This is a genomic window from Rhodococcus sp. GQ147 (assembly GCF_059759155.1).
This window is the reverse complement of sequence record NZ_JCAXDU010000021.1, coordinates 20,539-35,963: the sequence shown is the minus strand read 5'-3', so window position 1 is coordinate 35,963 and position 15,425 is coordinate 20,539. Positions and strand designations below refer to the sequence as shown.

The window sequence follows — 15,425 nt, the reverse complement described above, 5'->3', positions numbered from 1 at the left end:
GCCTATGCACTCGTTGCCTTCAGGCCAGCGCTTTGGCTCGGCGTGGCCCATTTCCCAAACGCCGTGACGCGCTGAGCAGGTTCGATGACACGTCCCCCTGCGTAGTCATCCGACACGTGCCGAGGCCAGAGCGCGGGCCGCCTTCTTAGCTGCCAGGTCAGCTGTCAACTGCTCGCGAATCGCTCGTCGATGCTCGTCAGAGGCCGGAGGTGCCAGCTTTGCCGAGACGGCCGCGCGAGTCCGTCGGTGGGCCTTGACCAGGCGGTAGGCCGCCTCGGCCGGGCATTCTCCGGCCAGTTCGCGGCCGTGGATCTTGCGCTCGGTCAGGGACGGGCTGCTCCAGTCGAGCTGGGAGAGCCGGAACGCGAGTAACCTCAGCGGAGAAGTCATCGTCTCGGCTGCCGGCCACATCCAGCCCCGGGCCGCACCATCGTGGTTCAGGGCCTGTGCGATGTCGGCACCTGTCCAGCGAGTTGTGTCGATTCCCGCTTCGACGAGCAGGTCGCAGACCGATCCGATGTGGCCTCGACGCTTCCCTGTCGCCTCATCGAGGCCGACGACGGCACGCAGTGCTGGGACGCGTTCGACCAACTCCGCTGCTGCACGCTGGAGCGTCAGAGGACGAATCCTGGTCGGTGTTGAGTGTTCTTCGCCTGCGCGCTCGCGCGCTTGGTGATCTTTCCTAACGGAAAGACACACAAGAAAAGAACTCCTAGAAGATTGGGGTGCGGAACGCGGTGACCTTCGAGGGACCGACGAAGCCGGGCGGGAAGTGGACGCTCCCGTCTTCCGTACTCGCCGCGCCGATCGGCGCTGTGACCGCCTCTTGGGCTTCTTGGGGGCGGGCATAGCCTCCACAGCCCAGAGCGGCGCGGACAGCGCCCACACGCTCGCCGCGCCGCTCTGGAGCCGTGTCGGGGCCTGTCCGTGGGCCTGGGCGTAGAGACGCGCCGCAGCCTCTCGTTCGTGGCCGTTGAGCTTCTTCCCGCGGGCGAGTTCTACGCCGAGCTCGAGCGTCTTGAGGACACGGCGGCCGCGCTTGAGTTGGTCGGTCGACAGCTTCGACCGACTGGCGAGGGTGGCGAGGGTGGCTGCTACATCACGGCCGGTGGGGGAGTCTGCGTACTCGGCATGAGCCGCGCACACCTTCAGGAACGTCTCTGCGGCGATGCCGTGGCGCTTGAGAGCGGTCTTCCCGCGGTCGGTGTTGGCAGCGATCCACTCGCACAGCGTCAGCCAGTACCGGCGGCTGTGCCAGGTCGGGGTTCGAGCGCAGGCGCCTGCGGGAACAGGCAGCGTCAGTGCGGCGCGCGTGCCGGCCGGCTGGGCTTCGAGCAGGTCCTGGACGGCTGCCTCGGCAGGGTCGTCCTGGTCCTGAGCAGCTTCGATTGCAGCGACGTTCGCTACCGCGGCAGCAACGATCGCTTCCCATTCCTCGTCAGCGAAAGGCTGGGGGAGGGGGAAGTCGACATCACTGACCTCGGGCGACACGCCGGGGGTCGTAGAAAACTGAACGGTTGAGCCTGTTTCAGGGTGTGCGCTACCCTGAGACGTACCGGTCAAGGTAAGTCCCTTCGGGGAAGCAGTAATGAGTATCTGAAGCGCCAACTTCGGACACTCACCCAGAGCGTGATCGTCCTGCCAGACGATCTCCCTCAAGTGGTGAAGGATCTTCCAAATCCTTCGGCGGATCTCCTCCTGAAACCCACCCCCACCTGGGGGCTTCTCTTTTTTTGGGCTATATCACTGCACTGTTTAGTTGCTGGGCCCTTCCGTTGGATCACTCAGTCATCGGTGCACCTCCTGTGTTTTCGACCCACTACAGCACCCCACATCTCACCATGCGCAGGACTCTCCGGAGCGGAGGCACGCATGGGATTGGTGAGACGCATGTAATCGGTCATGCGCTCTGTCGACCTTGTGGCAGGAGGATCGACTGAGCGAATACGGCGACCTGCCGGATCTGTTCGATCGAGGCTGTTTCCGGATCGGACGCCACGAGGCCGACAGTGTCGGCAATCGCAGCGAACCCGCCGGTGACAGTGAGCCGCGGAGGGGACAGGACCAACGGTCCGTGCATCTCCACCAGCTCGGCGAGGTCGCAGAGGATGGCAGCTGCGCCTTCTCGGGCGAGACGGCCTTTCATCCGGCCATCAAGAGCGAAGAGCGTCCATTCACGGCCGTCTCGATCGATAGCAGCCTGATCGTTTGCCCCGGGCTTCATGCGGCAGCCGACCCGAAGAGCGTCAGCTGATCACTCGCAGCGGGCATCGGAGCAGTCGCGGTGCAACCAGCCGCGCGGCGCCGAGCACGGCTGCTCCGGCCCTTGGTCTTCACCCCGCGCCGGTCTGCGTACTTGTCGAACCCCTCGATATCGATCTCGGCGCCCTGAGTGGAGAACAGTCGGCCGGCCAGAATCTGGTCACTGATCTTCTCACCGCTGGAGAGCCTGCGTTCCAACTCCGTGGCGCACTGGGCCAGCAACGGGCACTGTGCACACGCGGCGACGGCCTGTCGCCACGGGGCGGACTCGTTGCCCGTGACAGTCCACGCAGTCCCTTTTCCGGAGCACAGGCCCTTGCCCGCCTTGATCTCACTGATGGGGGCTTTGAACCGGGTTTCGAGCTCCAGGGCGATACGGCGCGAGGTGGGGCACAGCCGCACGCTCGGGGTGTAGACGAAGCCACACCGGCGGCAGCGACCGGTGCCGCAGTGCTCCCGCTGCATCGCGCGGAGCCGGGTCGTCGAGTAGTTGCTGAGGGACTTGGTGGGCGCACTCGTCGCCATCTTGCGCAGTGCCTCGGCGACGGGCGGGCACAGCGGCTGTTCCTTGGAATAGACGAAGTGGCAGGTCGAGCACGCGGTCTCGGTCATGTTCGGCAGGTGCCGAGCAAGGATGTGGCGCGGATCTTTGCTGCTAGAAGGTGCGCTCCGGGTCCCTTGGCGAAGGGGGGCCGGGCGGGCCGTCACTAGGCGTAAGGGCCCAGTGCCAACTAACGTGTTCATCGCAGGCTCCATATCTGCAATCGAGGTCGCGGGGGGCTAACCCGCGTTCCTCTGGCTTGTCCGACTGCGTCAACAGTCGGCTTGCACTCTGAACGGTCCCTCAGCTGCGTCAACAGCTGGGGGACCGTTTCTTTTCTGTGTTCAATTCCACCACCCCCTATCCTTATTCTATTCAGCCATAATTCTCTGCCCGTATGCGCACATCGTATCGAGAGGGTTGCACAGTGTCTAGCGATGACCACTTCACGAGGAGGACGCGCACGGTGAGCCGTCGAGTCATACGGGGGTTCAGTCCGGACGCATTGCGCCAAGCGCGGCTTGAGGCGGGTTTTGTGCAGACAGAAACTGCGCGACTGGCCAAGGTCGGCACTGAGACTCTTCGTCGCTGGGAGAGCGGTGCCGCTTCTCCCCAGGTGGACCTGCTCGCACGCGTTGTCGAGGTGCTGGGCGTGACGATCGCCGACGTCGTGTTGGTCCCGGAGGACGATCGCTACCCGGGAGACTTCCGCGTGCTGCTGGGTCTGACGCAGCCTCAGCTCGGCGCCAAGGCCGGCCTCCCCACTCAGACGGTGAGTTCGGTGGAGCGTGGCGTGGTTTCGCTCTCGGATGCTGCGGCGCAAAAACTGTCCGCAGCCCTCGGGATTTCGGAAGACGAGCTGCGTGCGGCCCATGAGCGTGCTCGGAATAGGCCGCCGGGAGCGCCTGCGTAAGTGTCCCGCTCGTGAAGCCGTGGCGCGTCTCTCGATCCTGGTGCTCGCTCTGTGCATGCCGTCCTCCGATTCCTGGTAGCTGGAAGCAGACCTCACGATTTTTCGTGGGCCTTCTGCTTCCAGACGGGAATCACTCACCGACTGGCGCGAGCACGAAGGAGACACTCCCCCGAGCAGAAGGGAACATACCCAGAGGAATCGAACGATGCAAGACTGTGACATACGTCACTGTAACAGTCACTCGTATCAGATATATGGCGGCTGATAGCCCATAGGGCGCGTCCCATAACCTGACCTGCATGGCACTTTCGGGGACATGGATTGCCGTCGACATCATCGGTAGCCAACTAGGTAACGACATCTTCGTGCACTCGGCCGCGGGGGAGCGCGTCGCTCGGCCCTTGCACAGGGCGAAATCGCTCGGCTTGGACAAGACCGGCGAAGCAGTAGTGAGGGCGGTCCTTTCCGCAGCCCTCGAAGGCCGTTCGATCCCACAAGTCGACGGCATGCACATCGAAACCCACCAGGTAGATGCCTCGGACGGAACACCGGTTGGCCTGATCGCCTGGATCGGGACCGACAAGCCCGGCCCGCGGCCGACCTACAACGCGTGGATTCTCGACATGGCGGCGATGACCACCCGGACCACTGGCGACAACCCGTCGCTCATCGGCGATGGCCGCGAAGCCAATGAGGAACGCCACGTCCAGTACCTGTTCACCTACCTGAACCCAGAAGACGCGTGGAATATGGTCGGTGGCTACTACGACGCGCTGACCGGCGAAGACGGATTGCTCATCGATTCCTTCTGGAGCCTGCGGCCCGGTGGTACCTGGGTGCACTTCTGGTCCAGCTGCCGGCTGCGAGTGCGTAAGAACGACCAGCGCCTCCTCTACGGCCTCACCATGCAGCTCGACAAGCGAGAGATGCTCGAAGCGAACATTTCCTCGCTCGTCCGATACAGCAATGCGACGCTGCTGCTCGTGGAAGCCCGTCAGACGATCCCGATCACCACCGTCGGAAGGCACGCCCCACTGGGGGAAAGTCGCATTTCTCAGGTCCTCGAGCAGGTCGACCTTGCCGAGCTGGCCAGGCCGGACGCTCCAGAGGATGCAGAGCAGAAGATCACGATCGACGGTGTTCCGTTCCTCGCGGCATCCTTTCCGCTGCATTCGACCCGTGAGCGGCACGGCGACCCTGTGGCAATCATCCTCCTGGTCGAAGAACGGCACGCTGCTCTCGAAGAACAGCTCGCCTGACCTACCACCCACCAACCACCATCTACGAATCGTCAACTCGGAAGGAACTATCAGTGCGCGTTCTCGTCACCGGTGCAACACGCGGCATCGGCGCGGCCATTGCCAGCCAGCTCGTCAAGGAAGGACACACGGTATGGGGAACGCACCGCGGCTCATCCGTCCCTGACGGTGTACACGGCATCGAATGCGATGTCACCGACGATGCGTCGGTCGATGCGGCCTTCACGCACATCGAGACTGAAGACGGCCCCGTCGAAGGTCTGGTGGCCAACGCCGGTATCAACGACGACACCCTGCTGATGCGCATGAACACCGAGAACTTCTCGCGCGTTGTCGACACCAACCTGACCGGTGTCTTTCGCGTCGTGCAGCGTTCAACCCGCAACATGCTCAAGGCACGTTCCGGACGCATCGTGATCATCGGCTCGGTCAGCGGTCTGTCCGGATCGGCGGGTCAGGTCAACTATGCCGCCGCCAAGGCCGGTGTGGTCGGTATTGCACGCTCGGTGGCCCGCGAACTCGGCTCCCGTTCGATCACCTGCAACGTCCTTGCACCCGGATTCACCGAGACCGACATGACCGACGCTCTCGGCGAGAAGAACATCGAGCTCGCCAAGCAGCACATCCCGTTGGGCCGATTCGGCAAGCCCGAAGAGATCGCAGCTACGGCGGCGTTCCTTTTCAGCCCTGGTGCCGCGTACATCACCGGAAGCGTCATCAACGTCGACGGCGGTATCGGCATGGGACATTGATGAATCGATGGGGGGTCTTCTACCGGCTAGAACGCCGCGCCCCCTGCGATTCCGAACGAGGCCGGCCCGGCACCTCGACCGCTCCAGAGAACGGAGAACGAGATGCCGGGCCGGCCTCGTTTATGAGACGGGGAGGGAGTAGCTGCCAGCCGCAGGGCGGCGACGAAAATGCCTCCTAACTGCGGTGACGGCACGTCCCCAACGTTTACTGCTCGCCGCGCAACTCTGCATACGCGGCCTCGGCGACAGGCTGCGCCTTGGCGTACTCCGAAATGGCAGTTTCGTCGTTCACGAAGAAACGCTCGTCTTCGATGTATCCGCGCTCATCGGACTGCTGTACCGCCAGCGCGTACGCTGCCGGGTCGCTCGGATCGGCCTTCACGGCTGCGGCGTTATCCATGAACGTGTACGTCGCGACGCGCACCGCGTCCGTGGAATCGGCACCGATGTTGTACGTGAATCGCCATCCGTAGATGTCCGCGATTGCGGTCGCAGGCGGCGGCAGGGACAACCCGGACCTCCAGCCCGTTTCGGCCTGACCGGCAAGAAGAGCAGCTATGGCCTGTTCCGGCGTGCCTCCGCGTTCCTCCACCGCTTCGATGATCGCGACGGCGTTCCGCTGATGGATCTTGAAGAGGATGTCGGTGCTGTCTTCGCCGAAGACCGATACCGCCGGTGCTGCGGTCGTGCTCGGAACCTCAGCGCCGGCAGGAGCCTGCGGCTCGTCGCTGCCGCATGACACCAGAGCGGTCGCGAGAGCGGCGGTGATCAGGGCAGCAGCAAGGTTCTTCAGCTTCACAGGTCCTCCAGGTCAGTAGCGGATCTCGTCGATGAGCCAGCGGTCGCCTTCTCGCACGATCGTGACCCATACCGTGGTGTCGGAATCGACGGTATCGGTGCCGCTGCCGGACACCGCGGTCTGCTTGATGGTGGCCACGCGATGAACGACGGTGTCGGTGTCCTCGGGGCACCCGGAGCACTCGATACTGACGTCGGCGATGACCTTCGCTTGTTCCTCGGCCCACTGAGCCCACTGCACGCTGGGCCCACGCTCGGTGCTGGCGTCGACGATCATGCGCTCGGCAAGGGAATCGGTCAGCCAGTCCCTGGCCCGGCCGTAGGCATCGTTCTGGGTGCTGTCGGTGGCCGGATACCACGTGAATGCCACGGTCAGTCCCTGCTTGGCCGCATCCTCGGCTGCCCGAGCCGGGGGCGCTGGAGTCGTGATCTCCGCAGTTGTAGAAGGCCGGGGCGTCGTGCTGGGCATGGTGGGCGACGACGAACTGGTCGTTGAGCCGGCGCTCGCAGATCCCTCGACCTTGTTGGGGCGAGCCGTGCACGAATACGCGGCCCAGCCGATCACTGCGAGGACCAGCAACGCCACGACAAGTTTCCGTGCCTTCAAAAGGCCCTCCGATCCGGACAGAAAATGCAGATGAGCAGCATAAACGACACGTCCCCTTGCGCCGAATGGGTGAAACCCGAACCCATCAATCGCATGTCGCGGTGACGTTCGTAGGTGTCGGGCGCCCACGGGCGGAAGGGATTGCAGTTCCGGCCGGGGGCGCTAAGAACTTCTCCACTATCGAAAATAGGTCTCTGAGCAGCAAAGATGGCACGTCCCCTACATCACTCGGCGGGCTTTCATTCCTGGTTGGAGCGGTGCTTCGGTGACGACATCGCCGGTAGTGGGTGCATGGACCATCTGGCCGTTGCCCGAGTAGATCCCCACATGGCCGGGCCCGGCCGGGCCCCAGCTACCGAAGACGAGATCTCCCGGCTGCGCCTTCTCGATCGGCACCTCGACCCCGACGGTCCACTGCTGCTCGGAGGTCCGGGGGAGTGAGATCTTGCCGGCACTGGCCGCATGGACCGCGAACGAGGTCAGGCCCGAGCAGTCGAACCCACCGCCGGAGGGCCCGCCAATGCCCCCGCCTCCCCAGACGTACGGCGTGCCCAGGTACTCGCGCGCCGCCGCAACGACCTGCCCATTGCCGTCCGAGGCATTCGGCATGAACCGGCCCCGCGAGTTCGGGTTGGTGAAGGCCGCGCGCGCTGCGGTGATCTTGGCGACGTAGTTCTGTGTTTCCGCATAAGGCGGGATGCCTCGATGCAGCAGCACCGCTCCCGGCCCTGCGTTGTAGGCCGCCAGGGTCAGCTCGATCGGATCTCCCGGTACTTCGGAAATGTCCTGGTAGAGCGCGCACATGAAGTGTGCTTGTGAGATCACGGCATCACCGATCGAGTTCGGGTCCGCTGTTCCGTCACCATCGTGGTCCTTGCCCCAGGTGGCCCAGGTGCCAGGCATGAACTGCGCGGGTCCCACCGCGCCGGCCGGTGAGACGGGAGCGTTCGGACCGTGACGGAAGTTGTTCTCCTGCTGGAGTTGCGCGGCCAGGAGAGCCGAGTCGATCTCCGGGCACACCGCGCCTGCGCGACGCAGCCACGGCTCGAACTCGGCCGGTACGGCTCCGAAGGCGAGATTGCCGCCGCCGGCCATACCGAATCCCGAACAGTCGGCGGTCGAACGGGACGCGGCGACGAGTTGCACGTCGCTGCTTCGCTCGCTGTCACTGGTGTGAGGGTCATCGGCGAGCAGTGCAGCTCCGCCGTTTTGCTGCGCAATCTCGGGCAGCACGGTCACCGGGTCGATCGGTGTGCCGCCCTGCAACCGGCCGCCCTGCCAGTACTCGAAGTGCAGGTGCGCTCCGGTGCTGCTGCCGGCGTTTCCGATGTCGGCGATGTGCTCGCCCGCGGTAACTCGCTGGCCGGGGCTCACGTGGATGCCGTCGGCGAACATGTGCCCGTAGACAGTGCTCACGGGGGAACCGTCGACGTTGGAGTCGATGATCACCCAGTTCTCGAATCCGACCCCTGGCCCTTCCCCCGAGGACCCGGCGGCGACGACCACCCCGTCGAGTGCAGCGAGGATCGGCGTGCCGACCGGACCTGCCAGGTCATCGCCTTGATGCTGCCCACCCCAGCGCGGACCGAATCCGGAGGTGTGAGTGGTTGTTCCGGGACGAACCGGCAACTGGATCGGGCCGGAGACCGGCACGGACGCCCCTGGTGCAGTCTCCGCGGAACCGCTGGTATCGGTCGGCAGGACCCGGCACGGATCGCGCGGGATCACCGGCGCGCCCACCGAGCACGCGGACGTGCCAATGACTACGGCAGCCGCCCCACCGAGCAGCAGTGCCTTTCCTGCGCGGCGGACACTCACAGCTGCCCCGGAATCGGAGTGTCGAGTTCCGGAATCGGAATCGGGCCTGGAACCGGTACGGGAGTGGGATCGGCGGTGCGACTCGGTGTCACCTCGGAGTCGTCGCGATCGAGCGTCGGCTCAGAGGTCGTCGTCGGTGAGGGCGGAGAAGGCTTGGTCGTAGGGGTGGGCTGTGCAGATGCGTCGTCGTCCGTCGACGTCCGGGGCGTGGGGGTTGTCGTGGCCGGTCTTGTGGCGTCTTCGACCTCGGACAGTTCCAGCGTCGGCAGCGGAGTGGTGACCGCCCACTGCTGGGTGCCATCCGACAGTTCCTCGACGACGACCGAGACCAACAGATCTCCTGCCTGCGTCGGGACGCTCACCTGCGCGGCCGGAGCCTCTGCATCGCCGGTCACCGAGGTGCTTGTCGTGGGGCCGGTGATGACGATCGGAGTCCGCGGCCGTGCGGCCACTGTGGCTGGACCGGGCGTATCCACGGTGTAGCGGCTCAGCGCGCGGGTCCACTCGGCGTCGGAGAGTGCCGTGTCGACGAAGACGTGCGCGTAGGCCATTGCGGTCGCGGGTGCGCTGGAAGCGACCCAGGACGCCGACTTGGCGACCACCACGGACTCGGTGACCTCGTCGAGGTTGTACTCGATTGCTATCGTGGGTGGCGCGCTCTCAACAGCTTCTATTGCGGTGCTGTCCACGGATCGAGGCTGCGGATCTTCTCCGAAGATCATTCCGACCAGCGACAACACAACGAGGCCAGAACCTACCGAGATCGCCAGGTTGGTACGTGAGTAGAGCACCCACCGTCGGATCGGTGCGAGCACGGGGTTGGGTCCGGACCTCGTCATCAGGCGTACCTATCCGTCGACTTGGGGCCGGACGGTGCAGGTGCATTCCGGACCGCCCGGGAAGCGGTGGTCACCGTCGATCTGGCGGAGTTGAGTGCCAGGTGGCGGGGGGGTCGACTCGGCTCGCGATTGCCGGTAGGGGTGTAGACCTTCATCGGTGCGATGGCCGAGCGGTCCCCGCCGTCCCAGCGCTGCCCGACGCTCGCTGTCAGCATCTCCTTGCGAGCTTGCCGATCTTGACGGCGGTTCTCGACCTCGTCCTTGTCCAGGCGCTTCCACGCTGCGGCGCCGGATGCTGCGGCCCGCTCGGTGTCCTTGCGCTCCACGGGATTGTCTCCTCGGGCCATGTCCCGGCTGGCGACAGCGGCGATGCTGGCGATACGTGCGTCGCGCTCGGCAATCCGATCGGTGCCCTGACCCAGACGTTCGATGCGGCTCTTGCGAGCGTCCGACCGTGCCTGTGTCAGTGCCTGCTGCCTGCGGTTGCCCAGGCCGCGGCCTTCGGGTCTGGCTACGAAGGCTGCCTTGGCCTCGCCGTCACCGGCGATGTCGTCTTCGTGAGCCCGTCGAGCGAAGCGTTCGCCGGCCTTGGCTGCGATTGCTCCGCCGGGCCCGCCGATTGCTGCGCCTGCTGCGGCGAATGCCTTGGTCTTGAGGGAGCGTTTCGCCTCGCGGGCCTTGCGATTGACCATGCTCGTGTTGTTCTGGGTGAAGGTCTGGGTCATTCGCTTGAACGGACGCATGATCGCCCAGCACACAGCGGTCAACAGGATCATGAACCACAGTCGCCAGGACCCGTCGACCTGACCGTTGTCGACGCCGTACAGCTGCACGAGGGCCATCAGGTACAGCGCGACGATGACCGCACCGGCCACGCCCCACATGTAGGCGGTGGCGAGCATCCGCATGATGCGGGCCAGCCAGCCACCGCCGGCAAGTGCGAGCGGCACCCACAGCGGCGCGAACAGGATGGCGAAGCGGATCGCGAGCAGTGCGGTGATTTTGAGCAGTGAGGCGCCGATCCAGAGCGCTGACGGCATGGCCAGTTTGAGCATGCCGAGGAACCCGGTCGAGGTACGTCCGGAGTCTTTGCCCTGGAATTGGTAGTAGGACAACTGGTGGTCGGATTCCAGCGATGCGACGATCTCGCGGAACTTGTCGGACTTGTGCTCGGCGAGCTCGGCCTGGGCGGCCGGATCGTTCTTGACGCGCTCCTGCTCTTCGTACGAGAAGGCCAGCGAATCGCGCAGCTTCGGCCCCAGTCCGGCAGCGTCCGTCTGGTCGTAGTTGGTTCCGAACCAGCCTTTGCGCCAATCCTCGAGAAACACCCGATCGATCAGCACATTCTTCGGATCAGTCGGGCCACTCGTGAGGGTGCCACCGCCGGGGCCGTCGCCGAACTGGACCGAGAAGATCTGGTCCTGGGTCTCGGTGATCAGGGCGCCGAACGTCTCGTCGGCGACTTGGACCGCTTTCTGCGGTGCACCGACGAACAGTGCTCCGAGCATCAGTCCGGCCGCGGCGATCGCCGAGGTCTTCGTGACGCCGGCGGCATCGGCCTTGAGCGACTTCCACAGCACGATCGCAGCGACGATGGTCAGCGCGACCATCAGCCACTCCACGTAGACGCCGCGCATGCCATCGGAGATGGAATAGACGATGCGGTCGAACTGGGCCAGGGCGGGCTCAACACCCGCCTCAAGGGCGTCCTGCCCCGTCTTGGTCTGGTCGTCGAGCCAGAAGGCTGCGGCCGCGAGCGATTTGCCGATCGTCAGGAAGGTGTTGCCCAGCGTGGTGTCGGCGACCGCGCCGGGCGCCTTGACCAGATCCTCGCCGCAGCCGAGATCGTAGGTGTGCCACTTCAGCCCGGCCCACCCGTAACTCTCGTAGCCGGTGCCACCTCCCCCTTCCCGAGGTGCCCGGTGGGCGCTGGACGAGTCGAAGGTCGTCTCGATGACCTCGTTGGGGAACTCCGCGGTCGGCACCTCTGTGCAGTCGAATCCGCCCGCAGCCGCTACACCGGTGCCCGCTGCGATCAGCGAGATGCCCGCGAGCATCAACACGGTCAGAAACCGCGCCAGCAGCCCCGTACGCCACCCGAAACGGCGCGGGGAAGGGCAACGACCGGTCGAGTCGGCTCGGAACCGCTGCGGGCTCATGAGGCGCCGCCCATCGCCGCGCGGGTCGCCCGCGAGTCCAGCGCCTCGAACACGTGCGCCAGGTGGACGAAGTGGGTCCAGTCCGAGCGGATCAGTTCGATGTCGTCGGCCATCTTCACGATGAACCGGCGTGCTTGATCGAAGTGCTCGGTGTTGGTGTCCGGATCGAAGGTGTCCTCGCCGCCGCCTCCGAGGTCGGCCAGCAACGCTTCGTAGCCTTCTCCGGAGGGGAGGTTCAGCAATTTCAGAGCGCCGTCGATGGCGTGAGCGTTACCGCCGAGATCGCCGATGATGACCTCGTAGGTCAGAGCCGACTTGTCGTCGCTGCCGTCGACGCCGAGATAGTCATCGGGCAGCTGGGAGCACACGAGCGCGCGGACTTTGTACTTGCGCGAGTCACGCGCGATGCGCAGGTTCAGGGTGCGGCCGGCGCCGGTCTGCTCGAGGTACTTGTTCTCGTCGAGGAACAACACCTTGCGCTCGTAGCGCGGCAGCTCGTAGACGAGCCGGTTCGCCAGCCACGCGGCCATGTGCATCAGCGGGCCGGCCATGCGCTGCTGCGGGGTCCACTGCGACGGGTCGGTACCGGTGGGAGGCAGTTGCAGTCCGGGCATCGTCAGCACCGTCAGCCGGATGTTGTCGCCTGCGATGTCGCCGGTGTCTCCTGTGGTTCCGCGCTCGGGGAAGAGCACTCGGGCTTCGGCGAGATCGGCCATCATCGTCAGGTCCTGGTGCACGCTGCGCGCGCAGGTACGCAGGTCGGCGTTCTCGTCGTCATTGCCGAGCGCGGCGATCGCGTCGAGGACTTCACGCAGGTTGTGGTGACGTTCGCCGCCGACGGTGTTTGCCGCGGTCTGAAGGACGGTTTCGGTCCACTCGTGCTCGAGGCGGGCGGGGGTCAACATCATCTTGAGTACCGACACCGCCACCGAGATCCGCTCCGCTTGCGCGGCGCGTACGTCGGCCTCGTACTGGGCGTGGGCGGCGGCGACAGGATCGGCGTCGTCGGCGTAATCCGGGTTGGCGGGGTCGTACTCGGGGTCGTCACGGCGTGGGTCGACGATCACCCGGTAGGGGTTGAGCGAACCGGGCCGGGAGGTGCGCCCGGTCAATGCTTGGACATCGGCGATACCCCGGAACTCGGGGAGCTGCGCGAGTTTCTTGAGCGGCCCGGAGGGGTCGAGCACCACCCCGTAGGCCCCGGCGCGCACTGCTTGGTAGACGAGCATTCCGGCGAGGAAGGTCTTGCCCGATCCGGGCACCGCCACGATCGGGGTCAGGCCGGACTTGTGCTTCTTCTCGTGCGCGGCGAACAGGTCCCATACCGCCGGGCGGGGTGCGATCGAGGCGGTCTCGCCGATCACCACACCGTTGCGGTCCCCGATCCGGTCGCCGACCGCGGCCATCCCCGCGGAGACGGCTTCGACGCTCATGCGCCGGCAGTGCGCGATGTTGGCGAGCGGTTCGCCCGGGATGAACTCGCGCAGCAACTGGTACTGGCCGTGCTCCTGCTCGAGACGGATGCGCGGGGCGTACATCTCCTGGAGCATCGACACCTTTTCTTTCGCCTCGTCCGGTGTCGAGCCGACGACGAGCACCCGGTACCAGCCCTCGGTGCGTACCGACAGCCCCGAGTGGTCGTCTTCGATGTCGGAGATCACCTGCTGCGCGAGCGCGTGCTGTTCGGCGAGTTCCTGCGGTGGGACCTGATCGTGTTCGACGGTGTAGTGATCGAACTGCGCTTCGATGCGCGCGGTGAGCCGGCGCAGCTGGTGGATGGACTGGCTCTTGGTCTTCAGGCGGATGCGCTCGGACCATTCGAGCGGTTCACCGGAGGAGTCACCGAGGACCTGCCAGGGCAGCATCCGCTCCGGGATCGGCAGCGGCGCCATCCGCCCGACGGTGAGGACGATGGCGTAACCGGTGTAGTCGCGGCCACCGACCTGACCGCGCACGGTGGTGTACCCGTCGCCGGGGGTCAGTTCCAGATCGGTGAGGTCTTCGAGCGCAGCGACATCGGACTGTTCCCAGTGACCGCCACCGGAGATCACACCCTCGGCATCGAGAGGCAATCCGAGCGAGGCCGAGCGCAGCAACAGATAGTCCATCAACGCACCCGTTGCGGGCTTGGCGCGCACCCCCTGGCCCGAAAGGATGCGTTCGATCGTGGCGAGGTGATCGGCGAGCGCCTTCTGCTCGCCCAGGAATGCTGTGCGCGCCCAGGCCCGGACCAGCTTCGCGACCCGGCCCAGCAGTGGCACATCGATCACAGGAAGCAGCCATTCGGAGACGGTGTCGAGTCCGACCGCCAGCGCCGTCCGCGGCGGTAGCTCCACACCCCAGTAGCGGCCTTTCTGGGTCGAGTTGCCCCACAGCATCGCGTGCTGCTGACCGCGCAGATAGTCCGACCATGACAACGCACCCGGAACGTCGGGGATGGGTTCGGCCCACGCGTCATGCGCTTGCGCCCATTGGCGCACCGGCCACGGGGTGCGCACCAGCCGGCGGTGCAGGCCGGTGACGCCGGCGTCGGCGAGGTTCGCCAGCACCAGCGCTTCGTTCTGGATGTAGCGGCGCTGTCGGGCGACCGGACGCATGTTCCACGGTCCGGGCTCTTGGATGAACCATGCGGTCGACCGCTTGCGGGTGCGGGTGATGTTGCCTTCCACACCGACCAGTTGCAGGCGTACCGCTTTGCGGGCGCGATCGGCGCGCTTGGCGGCGGCCTTGGACTGGCGGGTGAACTCGGCGTCGGCGCCGGCGGTCTTGCCGCGCTTCGTGCGTCCACCCCTGCGCTTGCTGTCCGTCCGGTCCGCCTCGACCGCGATGGGCGCGGCGCTCACCTCGGTGGGGGAGGCGATGCTGCTGTCGGGGACCTGGGACCACGCCAATTCCGGCTCCGCGGCCCGAGCAGGTGCAGGCGGCGGGGGAGTGGTTCTACTCGCTGCCATCGCTGCGGCCCAGGACGGGGGCAGCGCGCCGGGCGGCACGATCGCCGGTTCGGGCTCGTCGAAGTTCGGATCGAACAGCGACGCGATGTCGTTGTCGGGCTGCAAAGTCATCGGGAGACGTTCCCTTCGTTCGGCGCGGTGTCCTGCGCGCTCCGCCGGGTGTGGAAGGCGGCAGGGATGCGGAGCACAACGGTCTGGCCGACCTTGGGCGGGCGCGGGGCGTTCAGGTCGTTCCATGCGGCCTTGAGCACCGACCGCAGTGGGCGGTCGGCGTTGACGTATCTCGTGACCTTCGAGGTGAGCACGACACCGAGCGCGAGGATGATCACGATCGACTGGAAACCGAGCGAGATGTGCACGATCGCGCGGGCGATGAAGAAGACGGTGAAGATGATGGCCACACCGATCCCGACCGCTCCGTAGCGCACTCGGAACGGCAGCGTGAAGCCGGTCGGGCCGAGATAGTGCCGATCCACGCGGTGCAGCATGTCGTCGTTGTCGATCACGGTCGTGCCCTTCAGTCGTC

Annotated in this window: 13 protein-coding genes; 3 read left to right on the top strand and 10 right to left on the bottom strand. The window is 65.7% G+C overall.

Annotation, left to right across the window (positions count from 1 at the left end; genetic code table 11):
- Positions 1-105: 105 nt before the first annotated feature.
- The 3 genes from AC6CID_RS20760 to AC6CID_RS20750 all read right to left on the bottom strand — a co-directional run bounded on the left by AC6CID_RS20760 (position 106) and on the right by AC6CID_RS20750 (position 2,874).
- Positions 106-1,659: a hypothetical protein gene (locus tag AC6CID_RS20760; protein ID WP_498354386.1), complete on the bottom strand. Its 1,554-nt coding sequence runs from the start codon at positions 1,657-1,659 to the stop codon at positions 106-108.
- A 241-nt stretch (positions 1,660-1,900) separates the two neighbouring features.
- The gene (locus AC6CID_RS20755; protein ID WP_498354385.1) at positions 1,901-2,224 is read right to left on the bottom strand and encodes a hypothetical protein; all 324 of its coding nucleotides are present in this window, start codon (positions 2,222-2,224) and stop codon (positions 1,901-1,903) included.
- Entirely contained in the window at positions 2,221-2,874 is a 654-nt protein-coding gene (locus tag AC6CID_RS20750) for a hypothetical protein (RefSeq protein ID WP_498354384.1), read from the bottom strand. The genes AC6CID_RS20755 and AC6CID_RS20750 overlap by 4 nt, the downstream gene beginning before the upstream one ends.
- Before the next feature lie 410 nt (positions 2,875-3,284).
- On the opposite strand from AC6CID_RS20750, the gene AC6CID_RS20745 reads away from it, so the two are divergent.
- From AC6CID_RS20745 to fabG, 3 genes are all read left to right on the top strand, one after another.
- The gene (locus tag AC6CID_RS20745) at positions 3,285-3,716 is read left to right on the top strand and encodes a helix-turn-helix transcriptional regulator (protein ID WP_230792454.1); all 432 of its coding nucleotides are present in this window, start codon (positions 3,285-3,287) and stop codon (positions 3,714-3,716) included.
- 299 nt (positions 3,717-4,015) lie between these two features.
- Entirely contained in the window at positions 4,016-4,975 is a 960-nt protein-coding gene (locus AC6CID_RS20740; RefSeq protein WP_498354383.1) for a hypothetical protein, read from the top strand.
- Between the two features lie 53 nt (positions 4,976-5,028).
- Entirely contained in the window at positions 5,029-5,727 is a 699-nt protein-coding gene (fabG, locus tag AC6CID_RS20735; protein ID WP_012476962.1) for a 3-oxoacyl-ACP reductase FabG, read from the top strand.
- 205 nt (positions 5,728-5,932) lie between these two features.
- Here fabG and AC6CID_RS20730 read toward each other — a convergent pair whose 3' ends face one another.
- The 7 genes from AC6CID_RS20730 to AC6CID_RS20700 form a co-directional block, all read right to left on the bottom strand.
- Positions 5,933-6,526: a hypothetical protein gene (locus tag AC6CID_RS20730; protein WP_012476961.1), complete on the bottom strand. Its 594-nt coding sequence runs from the start codon at positions 6,524-6,526 to the stop codon at positions 5,933-5,935.
- A gap of 12 nt (positions 6,527-6,538) precedes the next feature.
- Positions 6,539-6,895: a hypothetical protein gene (locus AC6CID_RS20725; RefSeq protein WP_231414590.1), complete on the bottom strand. Its 357-nt coding sequence runs from the start codon at positions 6,893-6,895 to the stop codon at positions 6,539-6,541.
- Positions 6,896-7,351: 456 nt separating this feature from the next.
- The gene (locus tag AC6CID_RS20720; RefSeq protein WP_173283625.1) at positions 7,352-8,950 is read right to left on the bottom strand and encodes a peptidoglycan DD-metalloendopeptidase family protein; all 1,599 of its coding nucleotides are present in this window, start codon (positions 8,948-8,950) and stop codon (positions 7,352-7,354) included.
- The gene (locus tag AC6CID_RS20715; protein WP_498354382.1) at positions 8,947-9,639 is read right to left on the bottom strand and encodes a hypothetical protein; all 693 of its coding nucleotides are present in this window, start codon (positions 9,637-9,639) and stop codon (positions 8,947-8,949) included. The genes AC6CID_RS20720 and AC6CID_RS20715 overlap by 4 nt, the downstream gene beginning before the upstream one ends.
- Before the next feature lie 149 nt (positions 9,640-9,788).
- On the bottom strand, positions 9,789-11,846 hold the full coding sequence (locus AC6CID_RS20710; RefSeq protein ID WP_498354412.1) for a hypothetical protein: 2,058 nt from the start codon (positions 11,844-11,846) through the stop codon (positions 9,789-9,791).
- A gap of 98 nt (positions 11,847-11,944) precedes the next feature.
- A complete protein-coding gene (locus AC6CID_RS20705; protein WP_248957644.1) occupies positions 11,945-15,010 on the bottom strand; it encodes an ATP-binding protein in 3,066 nt (1,021 codons plus the stop codon).
- A complete protein-coding gene (locus AC6CID_RS20700; protein ID WP_498354381.1) occupies positions 15,007-15,405 on the bottom strand; it encodes a hypothetical protein in 399 nt (132 codons plus the stop codon). Before AC6CID_RS20700 ends, AC6CID_RS20705 begins: the two co-directional genes overlap by 4 nt.
- Positions 15,406-15,425: the final 20 nt, after the last annotated feature.

Coding starts and splice junctions, on each gene's coding strand:
- AC6CID_RS20755 (WP_498354385.1), bottom strand. CDS start 2,224: ATGAAGCCCGGGGCAAACGATCAGGCTGCTATCGATCGAGACGGCCGT.
- AC6CID_RS20750 (WP_498354384.1), bottom strand. CDS start 2,874: ATGACCGAGACCGCGTGCTCGACCTGCCACTTCGTCTATTCCAAGGAA.
- AC6CID_RS20740 (WP_498354383.1), top strand. CDS start 4,016: ATGGCACTTTCGGGGACATGGATTGCCGTCGACATCATCGGTAGCCAA.
- AC6CID_RS20710 (WP_498354412.1), bottom strand. CDS start 11,846: ATGCTCGCGGGCATCTCGCTGATCGCAGCGGGCACCGGTGTAGCGGCT.
- AC6CID_RS20705 (WP_248957644.1), bottom strand. CDS start 15,010: ATGACTTTGCAGCCCGACAACGACATCGCGTCGCTGTTCGATCCGAAC.